This is a genomic window from Candidatus Thermoplasmatota archaeon (assembly GCA_018814355.1).
GTDB lineage: Archaea > Thermoplasmatota > Thermoplasmata > UBA10834 > UBA10834 > COMBO-56-21.
The window spans coordinates 1-18,894 of the sequence record JAHIZT010000109.1 but is presented as its reverse complement, the minus strand read 5'-3'; the positions used below and the strand labels follow the sequence as shown (position 1 = coordinate 18,894).

The 18,894-nt window shown below is 55.3% G+C and carries 21 protein-coding genes; 7 read left to right on the top strand and 14 right to left on the bottom strand.

The window, feature by feature from the left end; translation table 11 throughout:
- Positions 1-76: 76 nt before the first annotated feature.
- Positions 77-478, bottom strand: a complete 402-nt coding sequence (locus KJ653_07965) for a ribbon-helix-helix domain-containing protein (GenBank protein ID MBU0685764.1) — start codon at positions 476-478, stop codon at positions 77-79.
- A gap of 220 nt (positions 479-698) precedes the next feature.
- Between KJ653_07965 and KJ653_07960 the strand changes: the two genes are divergently transcribed.
- The 3 genes from KJ653_07960 (at position 699) to KJ653_07950 (ending at position 3,602) form a co-directional block, all read left to right on the top strand.
- Entirely contained in the window at positions 699-1,967 is a 1,269-nt protein-coding gene (locus KJ653_07960; GenBank protein MBU0685763.1) for a serine hydroxymethyltransferase, read from the top strand.
- A 73-nt stretch (positions 1,968-2,040) separates the two neighbouring features.
- On the top strand, positions 2,041-2,886 hold the full coding sequence (locus tag KJ653_07955; GenBank protein MBU0685762.1) for a hypothetical protein: 846 nt from the start codon (positions 2,041-2,043) through the stop codon (positions 2,884-2,886).
- Complete coding sequence (locus tag KJ653_07950) at positions 2,883-3,602, top strand: hypothetical protein (protein ID MBU0685761.1); 720 nt, start codon at positions 2,883-2,885, stop codon at positions 3,600-3,602. The genes KJ653_07955 and KJ653_07950 overlap by 4 nt, the downstream gene beginning before the upstream one ends.
- A 1-nt stretch (position 3,603) precedes the next feature.
- Here KJ653_07950 and KJ653_07945 read toward each other — a convergent pair whose 3' ends face one another.
- Positions 3,604-4,518 (bottom strand): TIGR00269 family protein, encoded by a 915-nt coding sequence (locus tag KJ653_07945; protein MBU0685760.1) that lies wholly within the window; start codon positions 4,516-4,518, stop codon positions 3,604-3,606.
- Between the two features lie 375 nt (positions 4,519-4,893).
- On the opposite strand from KJ653_07945, the gene KJ653_07940 reads away from it, so the two are divergent.
- The 4 genes from KJ653_07940 (at position 4,894) to KJ653_07925 (ending at position 7,975) form a co-directional block, all read left to right on the top strand.
- Positions 4,894-5,853: a replication factor C small subunit gene (locus tag KJ653_07940; GenBank protein ID MBU0685759.1), complete on the top strand. Its 960-nt coding sequence runs from the start codon at positions 4,894-4,896 to the stop codon at positions 5,851-5,853.
- A 98-nt stretch (positions 5,854-5,951) separates the two neighbouring features.
- Positions 5,952-6,101 carry a 50S ribosomal protein L40e gene (locus KJ653_07935; GenBank protein MBU0685758.1) on the top strand — a complete coding sequence of 50 codons (150 nt, stop codon included), beginning with the start codon at positions 5,952-5,954 and terminating at the stop codon, positions 6,099-6,101.
- Between the two features lie 337 nt (positions 6,102-6,438).
- Positions 6,439-7,488, top strand: a complete 1,050-nt coding sequence (locus KJ653_07930; GenBank protein MBU0685757.1) for a winged helix-turn-helix transcriptional regulator — start codon at positions 6,439-6,441, stop codon at positions 7,486-7,488.
- A gap of 37 nt (positions 7,489-7,525) precedes the next feature.
- A complete protein-coding gene (locus KJ653_07925; GenBank protein ID MBU0685756.1) occupies positions 7,526-7,975 on the top strand; it encodes a hypothetical protein in 450 nt (149 codons plus the stop codon).
- Here the strand turns inward: KJ653_07925 and KJ653_07920 are convergent, their stop codons facing one another.
- From KJ653_07920 to KJ653_07865, 12 genes are all read right to left on the bottom strand, one after another.
- Positions 7,976-10,312 carry a DNA topoisomerase I gene (locus KJ653_07920; GenBank protein MBU0685755.1) on the bottom strand — a complete coding sequence of 779 codons (2,337 nt, stop codon included), beginning with the start codon at positions 10,310-10,312 and terminating at the stop codon, positions 7,976-7,978.
- A 93-nt stretch (positions 10,313-10,405) separates the two neighbouring features.
- Positions 10,406-11,719 carry an adenylosuccinate synthase gene (locus tag KJ653_07915; protein MBU0685754.1) on the bottom strand — a complete coding sequence of 438 codons (1,314 nt, stop codon included), beginning with the start codon at positions 11,717-11,719 and terminating at the stop codon, positions 10,406-10,408.
- A 32-nt stretch (positions 11,720-11,751) separates the two neighbouring features.
- On the bottom strand, positions 11,752-12,897 hold the full coding sequence (locus KJ653_07910; protein ID MBU0685753.1) for a tRNA (guanine(26)-N(2))-dimethyltransferase: 1,146 nt from the start codon (positions 12,895-12,897) through the stop codon (positions 11,752-11,754).
- Positions 12,894-13,439, bottom strand: a complete 546-nt coding sequence (locus tag KJ653_07905; GenBank protein ID MBU0685752.1) for an NTPase — start codon at positions 13,437-13,439, stop codon at positions 12,894-12,896. Before KJ653_07905 ends, KJ653_07910 begins: the two co-directional genes overlap by 4 nt.
- A 116-nt stretch (positions 13,440-13,555) precedes the next feature.
- Entirely contained in the window at positions 13,556-13,942 is a 387-nt protein-coding gene (locus KJ653_07900; GenBank protein MBU0685751.1) for a dihydroneopterin aldolase family protein, read from the bottom strand.
- Positions 13,914-14,681 (bottom strand): CDP-diacylglycerol--serine O-phosphatidyltransferase, encoded by a 768-nt coding sequence (pssA, locus tag KJ653_07895; protein ID MBU0685750.1) that lies wholly within the window; start codon positions 14,679-14,681, stop codon positions 13,914-13,916. The genes KJ653_07900 and pssA overlap by 29 nt, the downstream gene beginning before the upstream one ends.
- A complete protein-coding gene (locus KJ653_07890; GenBank protein ID MBU0685749.1) occupies positions 14,665-15,267 on the bottom strand; it encodes a phosphatidylserine decarboxylase in 603 nt (200 codons plus the stop codon). The genes pssA and KJ653_07890 overlap by 17 nt, the downstream gene beginning before the upstream one ends.
- A gap of 39 nt (positions 15,268-15,306) precedes the next feature.
- On the bottom strand, positions 15,307-15,957 hold the full coding sequence (locus tag KJ653_07885) for an acetate--CoA ligase family protein (GenBank protein ID MBU0685748.1): 651 nt from the start codon (positions 15,955-15,957) through the stop codon (positions 15,307-15,309).
- A 37-nt stretch (positions 15,958-15,994) separates the two neighbouring features.
- Complete coding sequence (locus KJ653_07880) at positions 15,995-16,573, bottom strand: 2-oxoacid:acceptor oxidoreductase family protein (protein MBU0685747.1); 579 nt, start codon at positions 16,571-16,573, stop codon at positions 15,995-15,997.
- Positions 16,566-17,375 (bottom strand): 2-oxoacid:ferredoxin oxidoreductase subunit beta, encoded by an 810-nt coding sequence (locus KJ653_07875; GenBank protein ID MBU0685746.1) that lies wholly within the window; start codon positions 17,373-17,375, stop codon positions 16,566-16,568. Before KJ653_07875 ends, KJ653_07880 begins: the two co-directional genes overlap by 8 nt.
- Positions 17,375-18,505, bottom strand: a complete 1,131-nt coding sequence (locus KJ653_07870; GenBank protein ID MBU0685745.1) for a 2-oxoacid:acceptor oxidoreductase subunit alpha — start codon at positions 18,503-18,505, stop codon at positions 17,375-17,377. Before KJ653_07870 ends, KJ653_07875 begins: the two co-directional genes overlap by 1 nt.
- Positions 18,502-18,750 (bottom strand): ferredoxin family protein, encoded by a 249-nt coding sequence (locus tag KJ653_07865; protein MBU0685744.1) that lies wholly within the window; start codon positions 18,748-18,750, stop codon positions 18,502-18,504. The genes KJ653_07870 and KJ653_07865 overlap by 4 nt, the downstream gene beginning before the upstream one ends.
- Between the last annotated feature and the right edge of the window lie 144 nt (positions 18,751-18,894).

The following is an 18,894-nucleotide window of genomic DNA, read 5'->3' as shown; positions in this document are numbered from 1 at the left end:
CCTTCCCTTTGTCCGTTAGACTGCGGGCGCGGTCGCGTCCGCGATCGTTGTTAAGGCATCGTCCATTCAGTAGCAATCATTGGATTCTCATTCGAGACGCGGTCCGAGCCATCCCTTTTCTCATCCCGCGCTCCTCGACTGATTCCGAGACCTTCTGGCGGAGAGCCTCCTTGCCCTCGAGGTAGTAGCGCTTCTTCTCCTCGATCCATCCAGCAAGGGCGAGCGTTACGGCTTGGGAGATGTCCGTGGCGTCACCACTAGCTATGAACATCTCGACATCTTCGAGCAGTGCCATGGGGACGATCGCCTTGATCTTCTCCGAGTTCCAGGTCGCGACTTCGTCGTGGAGGTAGGCGCCGATCGCTTCCCTCACGACGTCGGATACGCTCTGGAGGCCAGTGCGCTCGCGAATAGCTTCGAGCTCCAGCATGTCGTCTTCGGGCAGTCGTATGTTGAGACGTGCGCTCTTCGTTGTCATCGTAATCTCGGTGCCTTGTATGACACATTGTCATACATTCTATAAATATGTTCCTTACGGATTCTCACCCTACGTTTCCACTGCAACCACTCGAGACCCGAGTAGCCTTGAGTGTGTCGAGCGCACGGACAGCACTACGATGAACGAGCGGGTCGTGCATACGTTTTTAATCTTCGATTTGTTCCCCAGAATTGTGCCATTGCCGAAGGAACTAGCCCAGATGGTCCGGGATCTGACGAGGAAGCACAGCGGCTGGTTCAAGGATTCTATCCCTCTCATAGCTTCTGAGAACGTGATGAGCCCAGCTGCCAGGGAGGTCATCAACTCCGACCTGAACAACAGGTACGCCGAGGGTCTGCCGGGCAGAAGATACTACCAGGGCAATATCTACGTCGATCAGATCGAGACGATTTGTGAAGAGCTCTCCAGGGAGGTCTTCAGGTGCAAGTTCGCTGATGTGCGATCCACATCTGGGACCGTGTCAAACATGGCCGTGCTGATGGCCCTCACCAAACCTCGAGACAAGATGACCACGGTCGCCCTATCCGATGGCGGCCACATCTCCCATGCGAAGATAGGCGCGACTGGAATGCGGGGAATCAGGACCTTCAACTACCCGTTCGACGAGAAGAACATGAACGTAGACATCCAAGGCGCCAGAAGGTTGATCAAGGAGGTCAAGCCCAAGGTAGCGCTTTTCGGTCAGTCAGTCTTCCTATTCCCCACGCCCTTGGACGAGCTCAAGGACGTCTTCGCGGAGGTCGGTTGCTCGACATGGTACGACGCTGCGCATGTCCTGGGGCTGATTGCGGGGAACAGGTTTCAGGACCCTTTGAAAGAGGGGATCGACGTGATCTCCGGCAGTACCCACAAGACTCTTCCAGGTCCGCAGCATGGCATGATCTTGTCGGACCTTCAGAAGGATGGCCTCGAGACCGCCCTGAGGCGCGGTGTGTTCCCGGGAGTAACGAGCAATCACCATCTCCATTCCGTTGCAGCCCTTGCAGTAACCCTGGCTGAGACAAAGGAGTTCGGCGAGGCCTATGCGGACCAGGTCATAAGGAATGCCAAGGCTTTGGGGCAGGCTCTCCACGAGCGAGGAATGGATGTCCTCTGCGAGCACCTGGGATTCACGGAATCGCACACGATCGTCGTGGATGTTGAGGAATTCCACGGAGGTGCGAAGGTCGCAAAGGATCTCGAGAGCGCGAACATCATACTCAACAAGAACCTCCTGCCTTGGGACTCCAACCCGGTCAAGCCCTGCGGGATCAGGATAGGCTCTCAGGAACTCACCAGACTTGGCATGAAGGAGAAGGAAATGAGCGATGTGGCAGAATTCATCTCCAGGATTGTCGTCAAGGGAGAGGTCCCTGAGAAGGTCAAGCGCGATGTTGTCGCGTTCAAGCGCCAGTTCACCAAGGTGCACTACTGCTTCTTCGAAGGCGAGGAGGCCTACGACTACCCAGAGTACGACGGCGACCTCTGACGGTTTTTCCCATTGATTACGGCAGACTCTACATTTATTAGAGCCCAGCCTGATTAGCTATGTGCAGACCTGGATGGCCGCACGAATCAGGCTCCTTCAGTTGGCGATTGCCGTCGTCAACCTGTCAATAGTCGTCCTGGCGTTCACCAGCATATGGCCTTTTCCGAGCGGTCATTTCAAAGTCGACCTTCCGTCCGCACAAGAGGTCACCTGGACTTACGCGGACGGGATTGTGCAAGTTCATGCACCTTTCTCTATCGACAACGGGGGTTTCTACGACGTCGACCAGCTGACGATTTCCTACCGTGTGACCAACTACACTCACTATGAAATCACTAGCAGAACGATCGACATCGGGAGCGTCCTCGCTGGCACCGTCACCTCCTCCTCGCTGGACTTCAACTTCGACCTGCTGTCGCTTTACAACAGCGGCGCCCAATGGATGGTGTTCAACGATGATCTCCTAACCTTCGATGTCGAGGTCTCTTGCTTCTACACGATGAAGCTCGTCAAGTTCGAGGCGAGCTATCAGGTCAGCGTTCCGTGGGACGCGCTCATCAGGGGATACGGCATAACCAACACCACGTTCGCGGCGCCCGCAGCGCTCGGGGATCCGATGACAGCTACTGTCACCTACTGGCTAAACACCGCCGACTTGCTGCGCAGCTTGCCAGCCGCACAGGTATCATTCGGGTTCTATGCCAACGAGACTCCGCTGGGACAGGTTCAATCGACGGTCCAGCTTGGCGGGAACCAGACACAGCCCCCCGTGACCATGGCCATAGACTACGTTACGTTCTTGGCGACCTACTCCAATGAAACCGCATACTCGGTCGAGCTGCTCATCAATGTGGGCGGGTTGCTGCTCAGACAAACGCAAAGCATCACTGCTTCTGATCTACCGGGGTGGCCTCCGTGAGGGAGAGGAACAGGATCTCGGACGCCACATGGACTGCTTTCACCCAAGCCCTCATGTACATTGTCATCCCAATCGTGCTCGTGGACCTGGTCACCATCAGATTCCCGGATCTGAGGACTGCCTTCACGACTGACATCAAGACATACATTCTGTTCTTCGGAGGCATGATCACCGCTTCAAGCGCGCTCGAGGCGATCAACAAGCCAGGAACATTCAAGCGGATGCTTTTCGGGATGACCGCCTTGGCATTCATATGTATGTGGCTGTTCGTGATATTTGGCGGCGGAATCGCCGAGTACCGATATCAGGCATATGCCGTACGGTTCGACATGAGCAAGATTGTGTACATCATGCTCTTCGGAATCTCCCTGAAGGCCCTGCTGGTCTACTCCACTTTCTCCACAGGGAGGAACTACTTCGTTGACCAGAAGAGACGCGAGAGGCTTGAGACGACCCGCCAGAAGGCAGCTCCCAGGCCGCAGCATGCGAGTCGTCGCAGACCAACCGCGCCATCCTTCTCAAACATGTCGAAGGTCGCCTTCCAGGTCACCCCAGATGATTCCGTCGGCTTCGCACCGCCGCCTCCTCCCCCTCAAAGGCCGGTTCAGCGCACTCTTGCTTACAAAGAGTGCCAGATATGCGGTGCGAAGGCGCAGCCCAAGGAGACAACTTGCAAGAGCTGCGGAGCGTGGTTCCCGAAGGATTCAATCAGATAGTTCAGTAATCATCTAATGAATCGACGAGCTCGCACGCTTTGCACTTCTTGGACATGGTCGGTTCGCCGCAAGAGCAGCTTCTGAGCTTCGCGCTCGGGTAGATTCTCTCGAGCGTTGGAAGGATCTCTTCATAAGACTTCAGTATGGAATGCCTTGTCCCAGGGCATTTGTCCTCCAGCTGCGCAACGACAGACCTGTAAGTGTTCCTCAACGCCTCAGGCGAATAGGGACACTCAAGGTCGTGGAACTTGAGCCCATTCACCAAAGCATAGAGCGTGGTTTCGCTCTCTGGAATCGTCCTCAGAGGCTGAATCCTGGGGACAAGCTTCATCTGGACGCGCTTGTGGGGCCCGAGCCGGGCCAACCTCTCGACATCTCCCCTGGAGAAGTTCATCAAGATAGACTGGGCGGTGTCATCTAGGTTCAGACCCGTGGCAATGTAGCTAGCGTGCCATCTCTTGGCGGCTCTGTTTATCGCTGCGCGCCTCAGGACGCCGCAGTAGCTGCAAGTCGCTAAGGGCCTGTCCCTCTTCGCGATCTCGTCCATGGTGCTGCCAAACATGTCTTCGAACGAGACCACAACGTGCTCGACGCCAATCGAGCGGCAGTACTCCGCTACGATGGGTATGCTCGATTCCCTGTACCCAATGATCCCTTCGTCCACGGTGATTGCGCACAAGTCAAGGTCCCTCCTAGCTCCGAGGATCTTGTTGGCCAGATGGAGGGCCACTGTGCTGTCCTTTCCGCCAGATACCGCGACTGCTACCCTCTCGCCACCTTTGAGATCAATCTGTCGCCGGATCTCATGCTTGACTCGCTTCTCGACGAAATCGCAGAAGTGGTCTCCGCAAAGGTGAGCGCCGCTGTACCTGATGAGGATCACAGGTCTCTTCCCGCACTTGTCGCAGCTCGCCACGCTGGCAAGATGTGGACACGGTCTATTTATTGCTTGTTTTCAGCCCCTTGAGCCAGGCGAACTACAGGCTGGTCGCCGACGCGCAGTCATCGTGCGCGCCCACGTCCCAATGGCGGTTTTCAGAGCGACTGGTCGCAAAGCGGCTCGCTCTACGAATCAGCGTTCTACCTCTTGCTCGGCCTTCCCTTCCTATGCCTGCTGATGTGTTCCATGACCTTGCGTTTCTTGCTCTTGGGCAGTTTCAATCGCGGGATCTCAAGCACCTCCCTGTCATTGTCCCGATGCCATTCAATCACTAAGGTCTTTTCCGAAAGTGATCCTCCGTCCTCGGGAGGCTTTATGTAAGGATAGTGCATTCGAGAAACTAGAGGTCACATGCAGGACGTCTGGGTGGAGAAGTATCGGCCTAAGAAACTCTCCGATATCATAGGACAGAAGCACATTGTCGAGCGTCTGTCCGCCTATGTGAAGACACGCGGCATGCCGCACATGCTCTTCGCGGGTCCTGCGGGGTCAGGAAAGACCACCTGCGCGATCGCGCTCGGTCGGGAGCTTTACGGCGAGCAATGGCGAGACTGCCTGATCGAGCTGAACGCATCCGACGAACGAGGCATAGATATCGTCCGTGGAAAAATCAAGGACTTTGCTAGAGCTGCGTCATTTGGATCTGCGGATTTCAAGATCATATTCCTGGATGAGGCCGATTCGCTCACGTCTGATGCACAGGCCGCCCTGAGAAGGACTATGGAGCGCTACACGCAGACATGTAGATTCATTCTCTCCTGCAATTACTCCTCGAAGATAATCGAACCGATCCAGTCCAGGTGCGCTGTCTTCAGGTTCAAGGCTCTCGGAGAGGCCGATGTGAAGTCATATCTGAGGCTTGTCGCTGCGTCGGAGCGTGTCGACTTGACTGATGACGGTCTTGTGTCGATATGCGAGCTTGCGGTTGGCGACCTTAGGAAAGCGACGAATATTCTGCAGGTTTCAGCTTCCCTCGGCAGGCGCGTGGACGAGGACGCGGTTTTCGAATCCACAGAGAACATCAGGCCGTCTGAGGTCCAAGACCTTCTGACGACAGCTCTATCAGGGAACTTCACTGCGGCTCGCTCTCGATTGGACGATTTGATTGTAAGACATGGCCTCTCAGGCGAGGACATAGTCTCGGGGATACACCGAGCTGTCTTCGACCTACCCGTCAGTGAGGAATCGAAGATAAGGCTGATTGACCGGGTTGGCGAAGCGGAGTTCAGAATGGTCTCAGGAGCCAGCGACAGGATACAGTTGGAAGCGCTATTGGCTCACTTTGCTCACGAGGGCAAGAAGCCCAAATAGAGAGGTGCCAGCGTTTCGTTCACATGGTTGCACGCTAGAGACACCTTTACACAACAGTTAAATACGGCATTCCCTTTTGAGGCGCCAGAGGACAGGCAATGGCAAGATTTCCCGAGGCGGAGGCAAGGAACCTCATCAAGAAGATTTGCATGAACTGCAACGCTAGGAACGCGATCAGGGCGACCCGGTGCAGGAAGTGCGGATACAAAGGCCTCAGGATCAAGACGAGAGAGACCAAGAAGGCGTGATGATCTCTCTGTCACGTTCTGCTAGCTCGAACGGTATACTGTCGAATGTTTGTGCCAACCTCATGTGAATGGAAGCACGAACTCGCCTTCATCGAATAGAAAAAAAGGGTGGAGGGGACTCCACCGCAGTTGGGCATCACCCTTTGGTCACACCTCTCCTCTTCCTCTAAAAGAGCGTGTTCGCCAAAATGGCAACGACCCTCATCCAACTAAGCGTCTTATAACGCTTCTCATTCACAAGGAACGATTGTTGCATTCTTGCTAGTTCTCTTGGGCAATAGGGTGGCATTTGAGCAAAAGGGATAACTTTAATTGAAATATGCCAATTCACCCCTCTATGTGGAAGTTTCTTGAGTCCGAGATGCTAGTCATCCTGGGACTCACTGAGAACGCGAATCGGACGGATGCGGAGATAGGGGATCTCTACGGTCTCAAGAAGGGCACGGTAGCATCTATTAGGCGCCGGCTTCTTGATGCTGGTGCTATCACATATGTGAACGTTCCAGCATTCAACAGGCTTGGTTGCGAGATGGTGGGCGTTCACATGGGCACGGTCGAGCCCTCCGAGAGATCGGACGCGAGAATCAATCACTATCTTGAGTTCTGCAACAAGAGCCCGCAAGTGTTTCAGGGTCTGATAGGTGGTAGCAACATGGTTCTGTATACTGCGCTCAGGAACGCGACCGAGTACGATTCATTCATTCAGACGCACAACAAATTCTTCGCGAGCTCCAGACGCATGTCAAAGGCGAAGCTGCTCAGCACCGTCTTTCCATACGGACTTTCGAGAGGGACATTTGCACCGAACTTCGCCTCAATTGTGCACAGGCACTTCCAGCTAGATGTACCAACCCCGAAATGTGCTCTTCCAACCCCTGTCGAAACCGAACCCGCGGATCTCAGCGAGACTGAGAGACTGACGCTAGTCGCAACGATCGAGAACCCGCGCGCTTCAGACCGGGAGGTATCGTCCATCGTCGGCCTCTCCCGACAGGCTGTCACGCGCATAAGGAACAAGCTGCTCGAGGAAGGCATTTTCACTCCGGCTTGCATCCCGAGACTGTACAAGTGGGGCTTCGAGATCTGCGCGGTTGCTCACACTTGGTTCAATATGGAGCTGCCGTGGGAGAAGAGACTCAAGAGCCAGCCTAGGGAGTGTGTCGACCTATCCTTCTACTCTCTGTCGAAGGCGGATGAGTCTGTGGCGAACTATCTGCTTGCGAAATACACGGACTACTCACAGCAACTTGAGGGCATTCTAGCGTGGTACTCCAAGATGAAGGCGTTCGACGAGAAGCCAGAAATCACGCTCTTCCCACTGGAACGATGCACCGAGCTCAGGACCTTCGATTATGGACCCGCCGTTCGGCATCTCCTGTTGGCCTAGGATGTTTCCTGTCTGCTGACGGCAATCTGTAAATATCATGCATGTCATTCTCGCCAAAGGTGGGATCATCAAGGTAACTACTCCGATGGCTAGCAGATGGGTGAAGGCAGCGTTCCTCGTCGTGCTCGCCATAGTCCTTCTGTTGTATACTGACAAGCTCGTGACGGATCTCCAGGCGGCTCTTCAGGCCTTTAATACCGAGATTGCATTCGAATGGACTTGGGATCTTCTGACGATCCTCCTGTGGATATTGATCGCCTGGCTGTTCGTGGACGCTGCTCTCACAGTCGCCTTGAGCTTCCAGGAACAGAAGTACACGCTCTGGGATGTGATGAAGCGGCTTCAGGCGATTGAGAAGAAGCTCGGGATGCCACAGACCACCGCATCTCCAAGGACAATGGAGCTATCCGGCGAAGTAGATGAGATCGTAGAGGAGAAACCCGCGGTGACGGAAGATGAGGAAGTCCCGCCGCCGCCAAAAGAATGATCAGGCGGCACCATCTGTTCCGGATTTTCCAGGAATTGGTTTCACAGTCGCGTCTTTCTTGGCCTTCTTCTCCCCCTTCTTGGGGCAACTCATGTTCAAACAGAGGGTCCAACGGCCTTTGTTCTGCATGAGCACCTGGATCATCGGGGAACCGCATGCGTCACATGTTTCCCCGGTTGGAATGATCTTTCCTTGCTGGGGCAGCGGGTACATGACCTTGCACTTCGGGTAGTTCGAACAGCCCGCGAATCGTTTCCCCTTCTTCGATTGGATTGTCCTCAGGTCCCCACCACAGGTCGGGCACTTGCCCACGAACCTTTCCTTCTGAGCCCCTGGGCACTTGGGATCTATGCAGACCACAATCGGGGCCTGTCCCCGAGCGACAGTCTTGACTTTTGGGGCGCCGCAAACGTTGCAAGTCTCTTCAGTCGGCAGGATGAGCATTCCGTATGGTAGGGGATAAGTGTTCCTGCAATCTGGATAGTTCGAGCAGCCGGCAAAACTACTGCCGGTCTTCATCTTGATATGCATCAGCTGTCCGGTTCCACACTTGATGCACGGCCCGAGCGTGTGCTGCTCTCTCAGGGCTTTCCTGATGTGCTCCCCGATGTCCTTCTTGTGCTTCTCGAGCACCGTCATTATGTCATCCAGCATCGCCTGGCTTTCCTCGACAACCTCCGATTGCTCGAGCTCTCCCGCTGCGATCTTGTCCATGTCCGTCTCGAGGTGCGAGGTCATTTTCACGCTTGTAATGTCGTTCGCGTGTTCCTGGAGCGCGGAAATCACAGCTGTGCCGCTTTCGGTGGGCTCAATCATGCGCGCTCCTTTCACGAATCCTCGGTCGAATAGCTTCTGAACTGTCTCGTGTCGAGTACTCTTCGTTCCCAGGCCTAGGTCATCCATCTTCTTGATCAGCATTCCCTGCGAGTACCTATCGGGAGGAGTGGTCTTCTTCTCGGTCGAATGAACTCTCAGGACTTGTGCGCTGTCGCCGACCTTCAGCGGCGGAAGGGTCACTTCAGAAACCCGGTAGTAAGGATAGTATTTCCTCCATCCGGGGAATGTTATGTTGTATCCTTCACTGGTGAACGGCTCTCCACCGACATCGAGCTCCACGATTGTCGTAATCGATTTGCACGGGGGCGCCAAGGTGGCCAAGAATCTCCTGGTCACCAACTCGTAAACGTCCCAGTGGTGTCCCTTCAGCTCGCCCTTCGTGGCCGCCTCAACAGGGTGTATCGGAGGGTGATCAGTCGTGCTCTTCTTGCCCCTCGAGGGCCGCAGACTCTCCTGGGAAAGTATCTCCTCTGTCTCTCTTGCGAATTCTGACTTCCTCAGCTTCTCAAGGATGGATCTCAAGCTCAGCGACGGTGGATAGACCGTGTTGTCCGTCCTCGGATATGAAATGTAACCGCCCGTGTATAGGTCCTCGGCGATCTTCATGGCCTGAGAAGCCGTAAGCCCGAGCTTGTTCGCCTCCATCAGGAACGCAGTTGTACTGAACGGTACAGGCGCCCACTCGTTGTTCTCGGTCTCCTTCGCCTCTCTCACTGTGGCCGCCTTGGCTAGCTTGGCCTTCGCGAACGCGTCGTGTGCCAGCCCACTGTCGAGGAACTTGCCGTTTTTGTGAGAGGCTTTGAACTCCGTGTCCTTCTTCAGATCAGCTGTGACCAACCAGTATGGTATGGGTTTGAAAACCTCTATCTCCCTCTCTCGATCCACGATGAGTGCGAGCGTCGGGCTCTGCACTCTGCCAACTGAGAGGAAATCCTTGCCTAGCTGTCCGGACGCGAGAGAGATGAACCTCGTCAGCGACGCGCCCCAAGCTAGATCGATAAGCTGTCGAGTCTCCGCTGCCGCCGCCAACTTGTAGTCCACGTCAACGAGTTCACCGAACGCCCTCTCTATTTCGGCTTTTGTGAGAGCGCTGAACCTTGCCCTTCGAATCTTCTTGTCGACGTTCGCCTCTTCCAGGGCTTCGACCCCTATCAGCTCTCCTTCTCTGTCGTAGTCCGTAGCCACGATGATCTCATCAGCACCAGTGGCGAGGTCCTTGAGGGCGTTCATTATCTTGCGTGCTGTCGGATCCACCTTCTTCTCAGGCTTCGCATAAACAAGGTCCTTCGGAGGCACGGCATCCCAGTTGTTGTACTTGTCTGGGTAGTCAAGCATGATGATGTGTCCCCTTAGTCCGAGGACGAAATAGTCGTCGTCTCCTTTCTTGAAAGTGAGGACCTGGTTGCCGGCAACACTGCGACTCTTCTGCGTGTTGTCTGAGAGGATGAGAGCAATCCTCCGCGCGGCAAGATTTTTCTCGCTAATGATTAGCCGGCGCATCCGAGGTTGGATGATTCGAGACTTATTTAATGGTGATGGGAGGATGCTTTTCGTGTGCCAGATCTACGATCTGGCAAAGCTGGCGGGCGCTTCTCAGCGCTTCCTCCACCTCTTCTTCCGCAGGTCGAGCGTCTCGTGCCTTCTCCTTCCTAGACCCAAAATTGCCACGGGCACGCCCATCTCCTTCTCCACGAACTTCACGTAATTCTTCATGTTCGGTGGCAGCTCTGCGAATCCCTTGGATAGGATTCTTTTCATCTTGGTCTCATCCAGCTCGTCCCATCCGTCAACAGTCTTGTATCTCGGTTCACATTCTTGGAGAACCCTTAGATCCGACGGAATGGTGGTGATCTTCTTTCCATTGTAGCCATAGTGAGTGCAGATCTTAAGCTCATTGAATCCGCTGAGCACATCGATCTTGGTCATCGCGATGCCAGTGAACCCGGAGAGTCTGCTCGAGTACTTGGTGACAACCAAGTCGAGCCAACCACATCTCCTAGCTCTGCCTGTCGTTGTCCCGAACTCGCCGCCTTTCTCTGCGAGCCGTTTCCCCGTATCATCGGAAAGCTCTGTCGGGAACGGACCTTCGCCTACCCTCGTAGTGTAGGCTTTAACAACACCGTAGACGTCATCCAAGTCGAGAGGGGAGATCCCGGACCCTGAGGCGGCGTTCCCGGAGACCGTGGTGGACGATGTCACGAAGGGGTATGTGCCGTGGTCGATGTCCAGGAGCGTCCCCTGTGCCCCTTCGAAAAGCACCTTCTTCCCTTTCGCCATCGCACTTCCGACCAGGACGCCTGTGTCAGTCACATATTGCTCAAGTCTACGTCCGTATTGCGCGTATTCGTTATGTATTGCCTCGAAGTCCAGTCTGGTGGGGTCTCCATAAGCATCCAGGATCCTCTGTTTGAGAGGTACCAGGAATGCGAGCTTCTCTCGGAGCACGTCATCATCAGTCAGATCGTTCATCCGGATGCCCAGCCTTGACGCCTTGTCGGAGTACGATGGTCCGATGCCTCTGCCCGTTGTTCCCACTTTGGCGCCCTTCCTCAGTCGTTCTTCTGCACCGTCGAGGAGTCGGTGATATGGCATTATGACATGCGCCCTGTCGCTGATCCTCAGATTTCTTACGCTGACGCCTCGTGATTCGAGGCCTTCCAGCTCCTTGATCAGGACCCCTGGGTCGATGACGACGCCATTCCCGATGACCGCGAGCTTTCCAGGCCTTAGAATGCCTGAGGGGACGTGGTGGAGCGCGAACAACTCCTCTCCGATCTTGACACTGTGTCCGGCGTTGTTGCCTCCCTGAAATCGGACGACCAAGTCGGCTTCATTCGCCAAGAAATCGACTATCTTTCCCTTGCCCTCGTCCCCCCATTGAGAGCCTATCACGACCAATGACGCCATCTTATCGGTAAGAGCATGCCCAGCCCGCGTATTTAAACATTTGATACGATGCGTCTGCTGGATTTTTTCTTCGAGAGACGCTTGTATCGATTGAGGAGCATGGGGGCGGTCAAGTCGGTCTTCAGACCTTTTGGATCGAAATGTGTTCTTGAGGCTCGGGAGCCGCTATCTCGCAGGTGCTCTACGAAGTCGAGCAGCTTGGGAGGAGCGAGCTTGGTCTTCCTTGCCAGCTCGTCCATCCCGTAGAACAGAGGTGGCATGTCGACCTCATCTCTCCATGTTTCGAGGATCCTGGAGCACCTGGTGGACGTGCCGAGGTCGCCGGTCGCTCTCATGGACATGAGGAGTTCTTTCGAGAACAGGTCTCCAATCCAGAGGGGCCCCGCATCATTCTCGTGCACCATATCGGTGCTCACAGACCTCTTCAAGGTTGCCCGGTCAAAGCCGGCAAATCCCATCTTCTTGAGTGCCGAATCAGCTCTCCCAGCGCCGTTGACTATCCTGAAATTGCATCTGAAGTAGTGGTCGGCGTGATAGCATAAGATCGGCTCTACGGCTCGGTCGTGCTTTGCAGCCTCTCTGACCACGAATCCGACGAGTATCCTGAGTCCCGTCTCATGGGCGAAGGGCGATTTTGCTGAGATGGACCCGTACCGCCTGAGAGAGGTTTTGGGATATGTCCCGTAGAGGGGCGCCGTGTCAGTCGCAGTGATTGCCAACACACCGCGGTTCCTGCAGCTCTGGACTGCGGAGTCGATGAAGTCGACGGGGCTCCCGAACGGATCGATGTCTATGTAATCGAACTGCTCGTCAGCCAGGAGACCTCTGAGGTCCCTGCATTGGATCTGTACATTCCTGAGGCTATTCATGTCGGTATTCTGCTTCATCAGGACTGCAGCGCGGAGGTCGCGATCGTTGAGGGTGAAGTCTGCCCTTACTCCGCACTCGTTCGCCAGCCGAAGTCCTCTGGCACCGCTTGCGGCAAGCCCGTCCAGGATTCTCTGTCCCTCTTTGAAAACCTCTCGGCCCAGCATCACTGAGACGTCCCTGCCGAACTCCATCTGCCTGTTGTAGAAGACAACTCCAGTCTTGGTGCCGGGCCCCTTTTTGCAGAAGCTCTCTGGGACGAGGAGGTCTGTCGTCCCCTCTCTAACCGTCTCGAAACCGGAAGGGATCAAACGTATTCGCCTTTCATCAATTTGATGATCTTGTATGGCAAGAGGTTCCGGTTGATCGGGGTGACTTCCAGAATGCGGACATCGTCTCTCCTGCGGATGTCCTGGAGCAATGGGTTCCTGGATTTCTTGTGAAGCGTTAGTATGATTGGTTTGTCCACTTCCATGGCGTCCTTCACCGCCTTGACGAAATTCTCCGACTCAACCTCCATCTTTCCCACCTCGTCGATTACAATCACATCAGCGTTCTTGCTGGCGTCGACGAGAGCCTCGACACCGACCGTGTCGAGGCTCTCAAGGTTCACCCCGTACTTGCCAACGTAGAACTTGGATTCCGTCTCGATGTGGGCAAACACGGCCTTGCGTTTGGTCTTCCAATCCATGACGTAGAACCCGACTCGTTTCCCATTCTCAATTATGGGCTCGGTGACCATGCCGCCGACTACGAGGCCCTCTTCCTCAAGCATCTCAATGACCTTGACGAGAGCCTGTGTCTTTCCTGCCCCCGGGAGCCCCGTGATGCCTACCTTTATGCCTCTCGTCATAGTGTCACCACGCAGCCACACAAACGCGTCCTGTATGGTCATCCAAATATATGATGAATATCATAAATCTTCGACATCCTAGCCAGGATACGGTCGTCGCGCATGGGCGCAACCCATCAGATCTTTTCGATCTCCTCGATGAACATCAACGGGTAGTTCATCTCCTCGATGAGCTTCATCGAAGCCCTGACTCTGGCCGTCTTGTACTTCACAACGAGCGTGACATCCAGCATGTCACCTGTCAGGGAGACGTAGTCGTATTGGCCCCGTTTGTCCTTGAGTCTAGTCCTGTCGATCCTGACCCTGACGTTCTCTACGAACGGTTGCACTCTGCTTCCAGATTCGATAGCCTTTTCCAGCGTCCCGACGTTCTGAACGCTCAGCGGAACCCCGACGAATTGGTGATATATTGTGCCCATCTTTATTCCCGCCTCGAAAGCCGCCCTCTCTGAGTCCGTGCATGAGAAGAAGCGGTCAGCCTTTGCCTCTCTGGAGTTTCTCATATAAGGGCCCCCCGAAAACGTAGACCAGCGTCAATGCCAGCGCAACGCCCGTGGCAGTACGTGAAGTTGCTGTATATAAGGGTTGGTTGGCGACAAGAACAAGGCCAGTCATCGAGGGAAGCACGGCCAGCAGCAAGGCGAAACCCGTTGCCAGGGCCATCCTTCCCTGCATCTTCGGATACGGGATTTCCGAGGCCATCAGGTAGCTGACAAGGAAGCTGAAGCCGAGCACAAGCCAAGGCAGCTCCCTGATCGTGTAGTAGAACTTGTCAGGCTCAGCGCCCGAAGCGGTTCCAAAGAGAAGACAGATGAGCACGATGACGAGCGCTCCAGCGGGGGCCGGCATGCCCACGAAGTGAGGGAGCTGATACCCTCCTGCGCTGAACCTCGCCAATCGGAAAAGGCCTGTGGCGAGTATCGCGACTGCGCACAGAAGCACGATCCCGTTCTCGATTTGACCACCGATATGGTCGTGGAATTCCGCATAGACCAGGAGCGCGGGGGCGAAGGCGAACGAGATCGAGTCTGAAATCGAATCCAGGACTTGTCCCATCGAGTGTTTGCTACCGAATCTCCTCGCTATGTATCCGTCCAGGCCGTCCATCAGCATCGATAGGAGAATAAGGCTGGTCGCTGCGAGGAACTTCTCGTCGAGGATGTAAGTAATGGCGATGAATCCGAGGACGCCGTTTGCCAGCGTGAAGAGGTCTCCGAACGAGACCCTACTCCACGCTGCCATCGCATACCTCCGCGATGCAAGTGACGCCTGCATGCAGTCTCTGGCCCTTGCTGACGAGGATTCTTACCGATGACGGTGGCAGATACAGGTCCACTCTAGATCCGAACCTGATCAAGCTCAGCTTCTCACCCTTGTTGAGGTTCTGGCCCTCCCTGATGTACGGGACGATTCGACGCGCTATTGCCCCGGTCATTTCGATTATGGAGACCTCTCCGATGTTTGTCTTGATTGATATCTCCACTCTCTCGTTGTCGGTGGTCGATTTCGTGAACGCTGGCAAGTGCCTCCCTTGCTGGTGAGTGGTTCTCAGGACGACTCCTCCAATGGGGGTTCGCGTGACATGGACGTTTCTGAGTGCAAGATAGGTCGAAACCAAGCCCTTCTCGTGGTCAACCTCTCTCACGGTTCCATCTGCCGGAGCCACGATTCCCTTTCCGATTTCTCTTTTCGGGTCCCGGAACACACAGATGAAGAACGATGTAAGAACCACGAACGCCAGGCCGACATAGACGAAGAAAGGCAGAGTCAGCACAGAGACCGCTGCACTAAGACCTACGAACTTCCGTCCGCCTTTGGCAATCAGCATGAGCACCCCGAGTTCATCCAGCAGCACAAGTAGACAGCCTCATCTAAGCAGGAGTTTGGCGTCGACAACGACGGCACCCCTCTCCTTCACAAAAACAGGATTCAGGTCCATCTGATCTACCTTGTCCATGTACTTCTCGCCCAACGCTGAGACCTTCATCAGTATGTTGATGATCGCGTCCCTGTCCACCTTGATCTTCCTGAACCCCTCAAGGATTGGTGCGGCCTTGATTTCTTTCAGCATCTCCTCAGCATCCTCCTTCTTTATGGGGACGATTCTGAATGTCACGTCTTTGTAGACCTCTGTATAGATGCCGCCAATCCCGAACATGACGGTCAGCCCGAACGTTGGGTCATCTATCAGCCCGACTATCACCTCGACCCTTCGGTCCTGGTGAGACTCGACTAGTATCTTGTCGTTCGGGAACTTCTCCTTCATCTTCCTGAACTCTTCCTCCAGCTGGTCCTTCGGCACGTCCAGAACAACTCCTCCGACGTCCGTCTTGTGGAGAATGTTCGGGGAGCACACTTTGAGCACGACGAGGGACTTCAGTTTCTTCAGGTCTATGTCCTCGAACTTGTCCACAACCTGGAAATCCGTGGTCGGAATCCCTGACTCTCGAAGCAGCTCCTTGACCTCGTTCTCCGCGAGCGCCTTCCTACCTTCCTTCAGCACGGATTCGATAATCAAGTTCCTCGCTCCCAATAGACGAATGTGCTCGGCTTCCTTAATTCTTGCCTCTGCTGTCGAAGGCCTCGCGGCCGAGTTTCGAGCCCAGACTCAGCGCGGACTTGTTCAAATCGTGCGTGGCCTTAGGTAGTGCGTCGAGGAGCGCCTTCTCCAGCGCCTGATATGGCACAATATCGGAGATCTCCCTGAGCGCTCCCAACATCACGATGTTGGCCACTATGCGTGTCCCTATGCTCTCTGCCGCCTTTGTGGCCGATACATGGAAGACATCCCCCTTGGGCCGATCGACTACGAGATCAGGGTCAATCATGATCTTCGTGTCGGGCTTCCTTTCATGGATGTACTTTGAATATGCCTGCTGGGACATGACCACGAGATAGTCCGGGACCTCGACGAATGGGTAGAGCATCTCCTCATCTGAGATCTTGACGTCGCACTTGGAATGGCCTCCCCTCGCTGAGGGACCGTACGATTGAGTCTGAATGGCTGTCTTGCGCCTCTCCTTTCCATCCTCACCGACTCGTCTGTCATAGAGTGCGGAAGCTCTCGCCAGAACGATGCCCATCAAGATGATGCCCTGTCCGCCAAACCCAGTGAACCTGATCTGTCTATCCATGCTTCTCCACCCCGATGAGCTCCTCGTAGCATTCCCGGTCTCGGTCGACGAACTCTCCCACAGAAACCTGCCCTGCGAAATTCAGGTCGACGTGGTCCATCGCAGATGCGAGTGCTTTGTCACGCTTCACGGAGCTCGTCTTGAACCAGTCAAGCATCTGGGCTGGATCGGACATCTTGTTCCTGCGGCCGAAGTTAGTCGGGCACTGAGCGACGATCTCGACGAATGTGAACCCCTTCTTCTGGAGCGCGGACTTCATCGACTTCGTCAGCTCGTGGACGTGCCTGGTAGTCCACCTTGCGACATAGTTCGCACCAGCGGCGACCGCAATCTCGGCCAAGTCGAACGGATATTCCTTGTTCCCGTACGGGGTCGTGGTCGACTGGAAGTCGTGGGGCGTGGTGATCGACGCCTGCCCTCCGGTCATGCCATAGATGTTGTTGTTGATGCATATGACCGTCATGTCGACATTCCGCCTGCACCCATTGATGAAGTGGTTGCCCCCGATGGCTCCCAGGTCGCCGTCTCCCGTGAACACGACGACCTTGAGTTCGGGCTTCGACAGTTTCAGCCCAGTTGCGAATGGGATGGCTCTGCCATGCGTGGCGTGCAGGGCGTCTGAATTGATGTACAGGGGGATTCTGGACGAACAGCCTATGCCGCCTACAAAGGCGGTTCCATCTAGGGGCAGGTCGAGCTCGCTGAACGCTCTGTAGAAGCAATTCATCACAGTTCCGTTCCCGCAGCCAGGGCAGAACACATGCGGCCATCTGTCCTTCCTATAGAATTCGAATATCTGCATCAGATCGCCCCCATGCCGCGCAGCTTGTGCCTGATCTCGCCTGGGGTAGGGGGCTCTCCGCCGATCTTCGAGAGGAACTCGATCTTCCTACATCCAGCTTCGAGGGCAATCCGCTTGATTGACGGGTACAGCTGACCGAGGTTCATCTCGCATACGAGTATCTGTTCGCACTGGGATGCGACCTCCGCGATGGGCTCTTCGGGCAGCGGCCATATGCTCTTCAACCTTAGCAGTCCGACGGTGCCGTCCGTCGCCGCCACCTCTCTGCCGCCAAGGGCTGCAGAACCGTACGATACAATCATGGTCTTCGAGCCCGGGCACATGAGCTCCCATTTGTTGATGTCCTTCCTGTTTCTGAGAACCTTTTCGGACAACCTCTTGACTAGGTCCTGGTGGACCTTGAAGTCTTCTGGTTCGATCCTTGATGCGTCCGTGTGGGTCATGCCCGTGACCATGGCCTTGTGGCCCTTGCCGAAGCTGGGGAACGGGTGCACGAGGTCGTCTGGGACGTCGTATGCCTCGTCCGTCCTCTTCATGCCCTTCTCTTTTCTGTCCACGATCTTTATCTTCTCGGGGATCTTCAAAAGCCCTCTCATGTGTCCGACTTCGGCGTCCGAGAGCAGAAAAGCTGGTACTCGGTACTTCTCCGAGTAGTTGAAGCAATCCACCGTTAGGTCGAAAGTCTCTTGAACCGAGGCTGGTGCGAATGCTATCACCTGATAGTCGCCGTGAGAGCCCCACTTCGTCTGCATGATGTCTCCCTGCGACGCCCGAGTAGGCTGTCCAGTCGACGGCCCTCCCCTCATCACGTTGACAATCACAGCCGGTGTCTCCGACATGGCCGCATACCCGATGGCCTCCTGCATCAAAGAGAACCCGGGACCGGATGTGGCAGTCATCGCCTTTGCGCCCCCCCATGATGCGCCTATGACTGCGGATATGCACGCGATTTCGTCTTCCATCTGAAGGAAGACGCCGTTCTTCCCCCTCAACCTGCGAGACACGCCCTCAGCTATCTCCGTCGATGGAGTGATGGGGTATCCAGCGAAGAATCTCAGCCCTGCGGTCATCGCCCCCTCGACGCAGGCTTCGTTTCCCTGAAGGAAGTACTCTCCAGCCGGGGCCTTCATTTCCTCTTCTCCTCCTCTGTCTCAGGGTGCCATGAGATAGCTTGGTCAGGGCAGCTGAGGATGCAGAGCTCGCAGATGAGCTTGCCCTCCCTGTCGTGATTGTAGCACTTCTCGGAGGCGCTCACGACGGCGTCGAAGTACCCCATTTCCGACAGCTCAGCGCCCTTTGAGTAGCATTTCTTAGGGCAGATGTAGACACAGATGTTGCACCCCTTGCACAGCTTGGGGTCGATGACGGGTTTCATTCGATCTCTTCGCATGCCATCGGGAGAACGATATTTGAATGTATTCAAGAGGTTCTGTCAATTTCCGGGTAGTGTGACCTGCCTAGGCCAATTCGCCCGTCTGACTCGTTCCATTCGGCTCCGACCGTGCGGCCATCGCTGGCT

Bases quoted from the DNA above. Each gene is read 5' to 3' on its own strand.
- KJ653_07905 (MBU0685752.1), bottom strand. From the start codon at position 13,439: ATGACGAGAGGCATAAAGGTAGGCATCACGGGGCTCCCGGGGGCAGGA.
- KJ653_07865 (MBU0685744.1), bottom strand. From the start codon at position 18,750: ATGAAACCCGTCATCGACCCCAAGCTGTGCAAGGGGTGCAACATCTGT.
- KJ653_07920 (MBU0685755.1), bottom strand. From the start codon at position 10,312: ATGCGCCGGCTAATCATTAGCGAGAAAAATCTTGCCGCGCGGAGGATT.
- KJ653_07870 (MBU0685745.1), bottom strand. From the start codon at position 18,505: ATGAAGGCCCCGGCTGGAGAGTACTTCCTTCAGGGAAACGAAGCCTGC.
- KJ653_07890 (MBU0685749.1), bottom strand. From the start codon at position 15,267: ATGCTGATTGCCAAAGGCGGACGGAAGTTCGTAGGTCTTAGTGCAGCG.
- pssA (MBU0685750.1), bottom strand. From the start codon at position 14,681: ATGGCAGCGTGGAGTAGGGTCTCGTTCGGAGACCTCTTCACGCTGGCA.
- KJ653_07925 (MBU0685756.1), top strand. From the start codon at position 7,526: ATGCATGTCATTCTCGCCAAAGGTGGGATCATCAAGGTAACTACTCCG.
- KJ653_07900 (MBU0685751.1), bottom strand. From the start codon at position 13,942: ATGAGAAACTCCAGAGAGGCAAAGGCTGACCGCTTCTTCTCATGCACG.
- KJ653_07915 (MBU0685754.1), bottom strand. From the start codon at position 11,719: ATGGCGTCATTGGTCGTGATAGGCTCTCAATGGGGGGACGAGGGCAAG.
- KJ653_07875 (MBU0685746.1), bottom strand. From the start codon at position 17,375: ATGCAGATATTCGAATTCTATAGGAAGGACAGATGGCCGCATGTGTTC.
- KJ653_07955 (MBU0685762.1), top strand. From the start codon at position 2,041: ATGGCCGCACGAATCAGGCTCCTTCAGTTGGCGATTGCCGTCGTCAAC.
- KJ653_07935 (MBU0685758.1), top strand. From the start codon at position 5,952: ATGGCAAGATTTCCCGAGGCGGAGGCAAGGAACCTCATCAAGAAGATT.
- KJ653_07940 (MBU0685759.1), top strand. From the start codon at position 4,894: ATGCAGGACGTCTGGGTGGAGAAGTATCGGCCTAAGAAACTCTCCGAT.
- KJ653_07960 (MBU0685763.1), top strand. From the start codon at position 699: ATGGTCCGGGATCTGACGAGGAAGCACAGCGGCTGGTTCAAGGATTCT.
- KJ653_07930 (MBU0685757.1), top strand. From the start codon at position 6,439: ATGTGGAAGTTTCTTGAGTCCGAGATGCTAGTCATCCTGGGACTCACT.
- KJ653_07965 (MBU0685764.1), bottom strand. From the start codon at position 478: ATGACAACGAAGAGCGCACGTCTCAACATACGACTGCCCGAAGACGAC.
- KJ653_07880 (MBU0685747.1), bottom strand. From the start codon at position 16,573: ATGGATAGACAGATCAGGTTCACTGGGTTTGGCGGACAGGGCATCATC.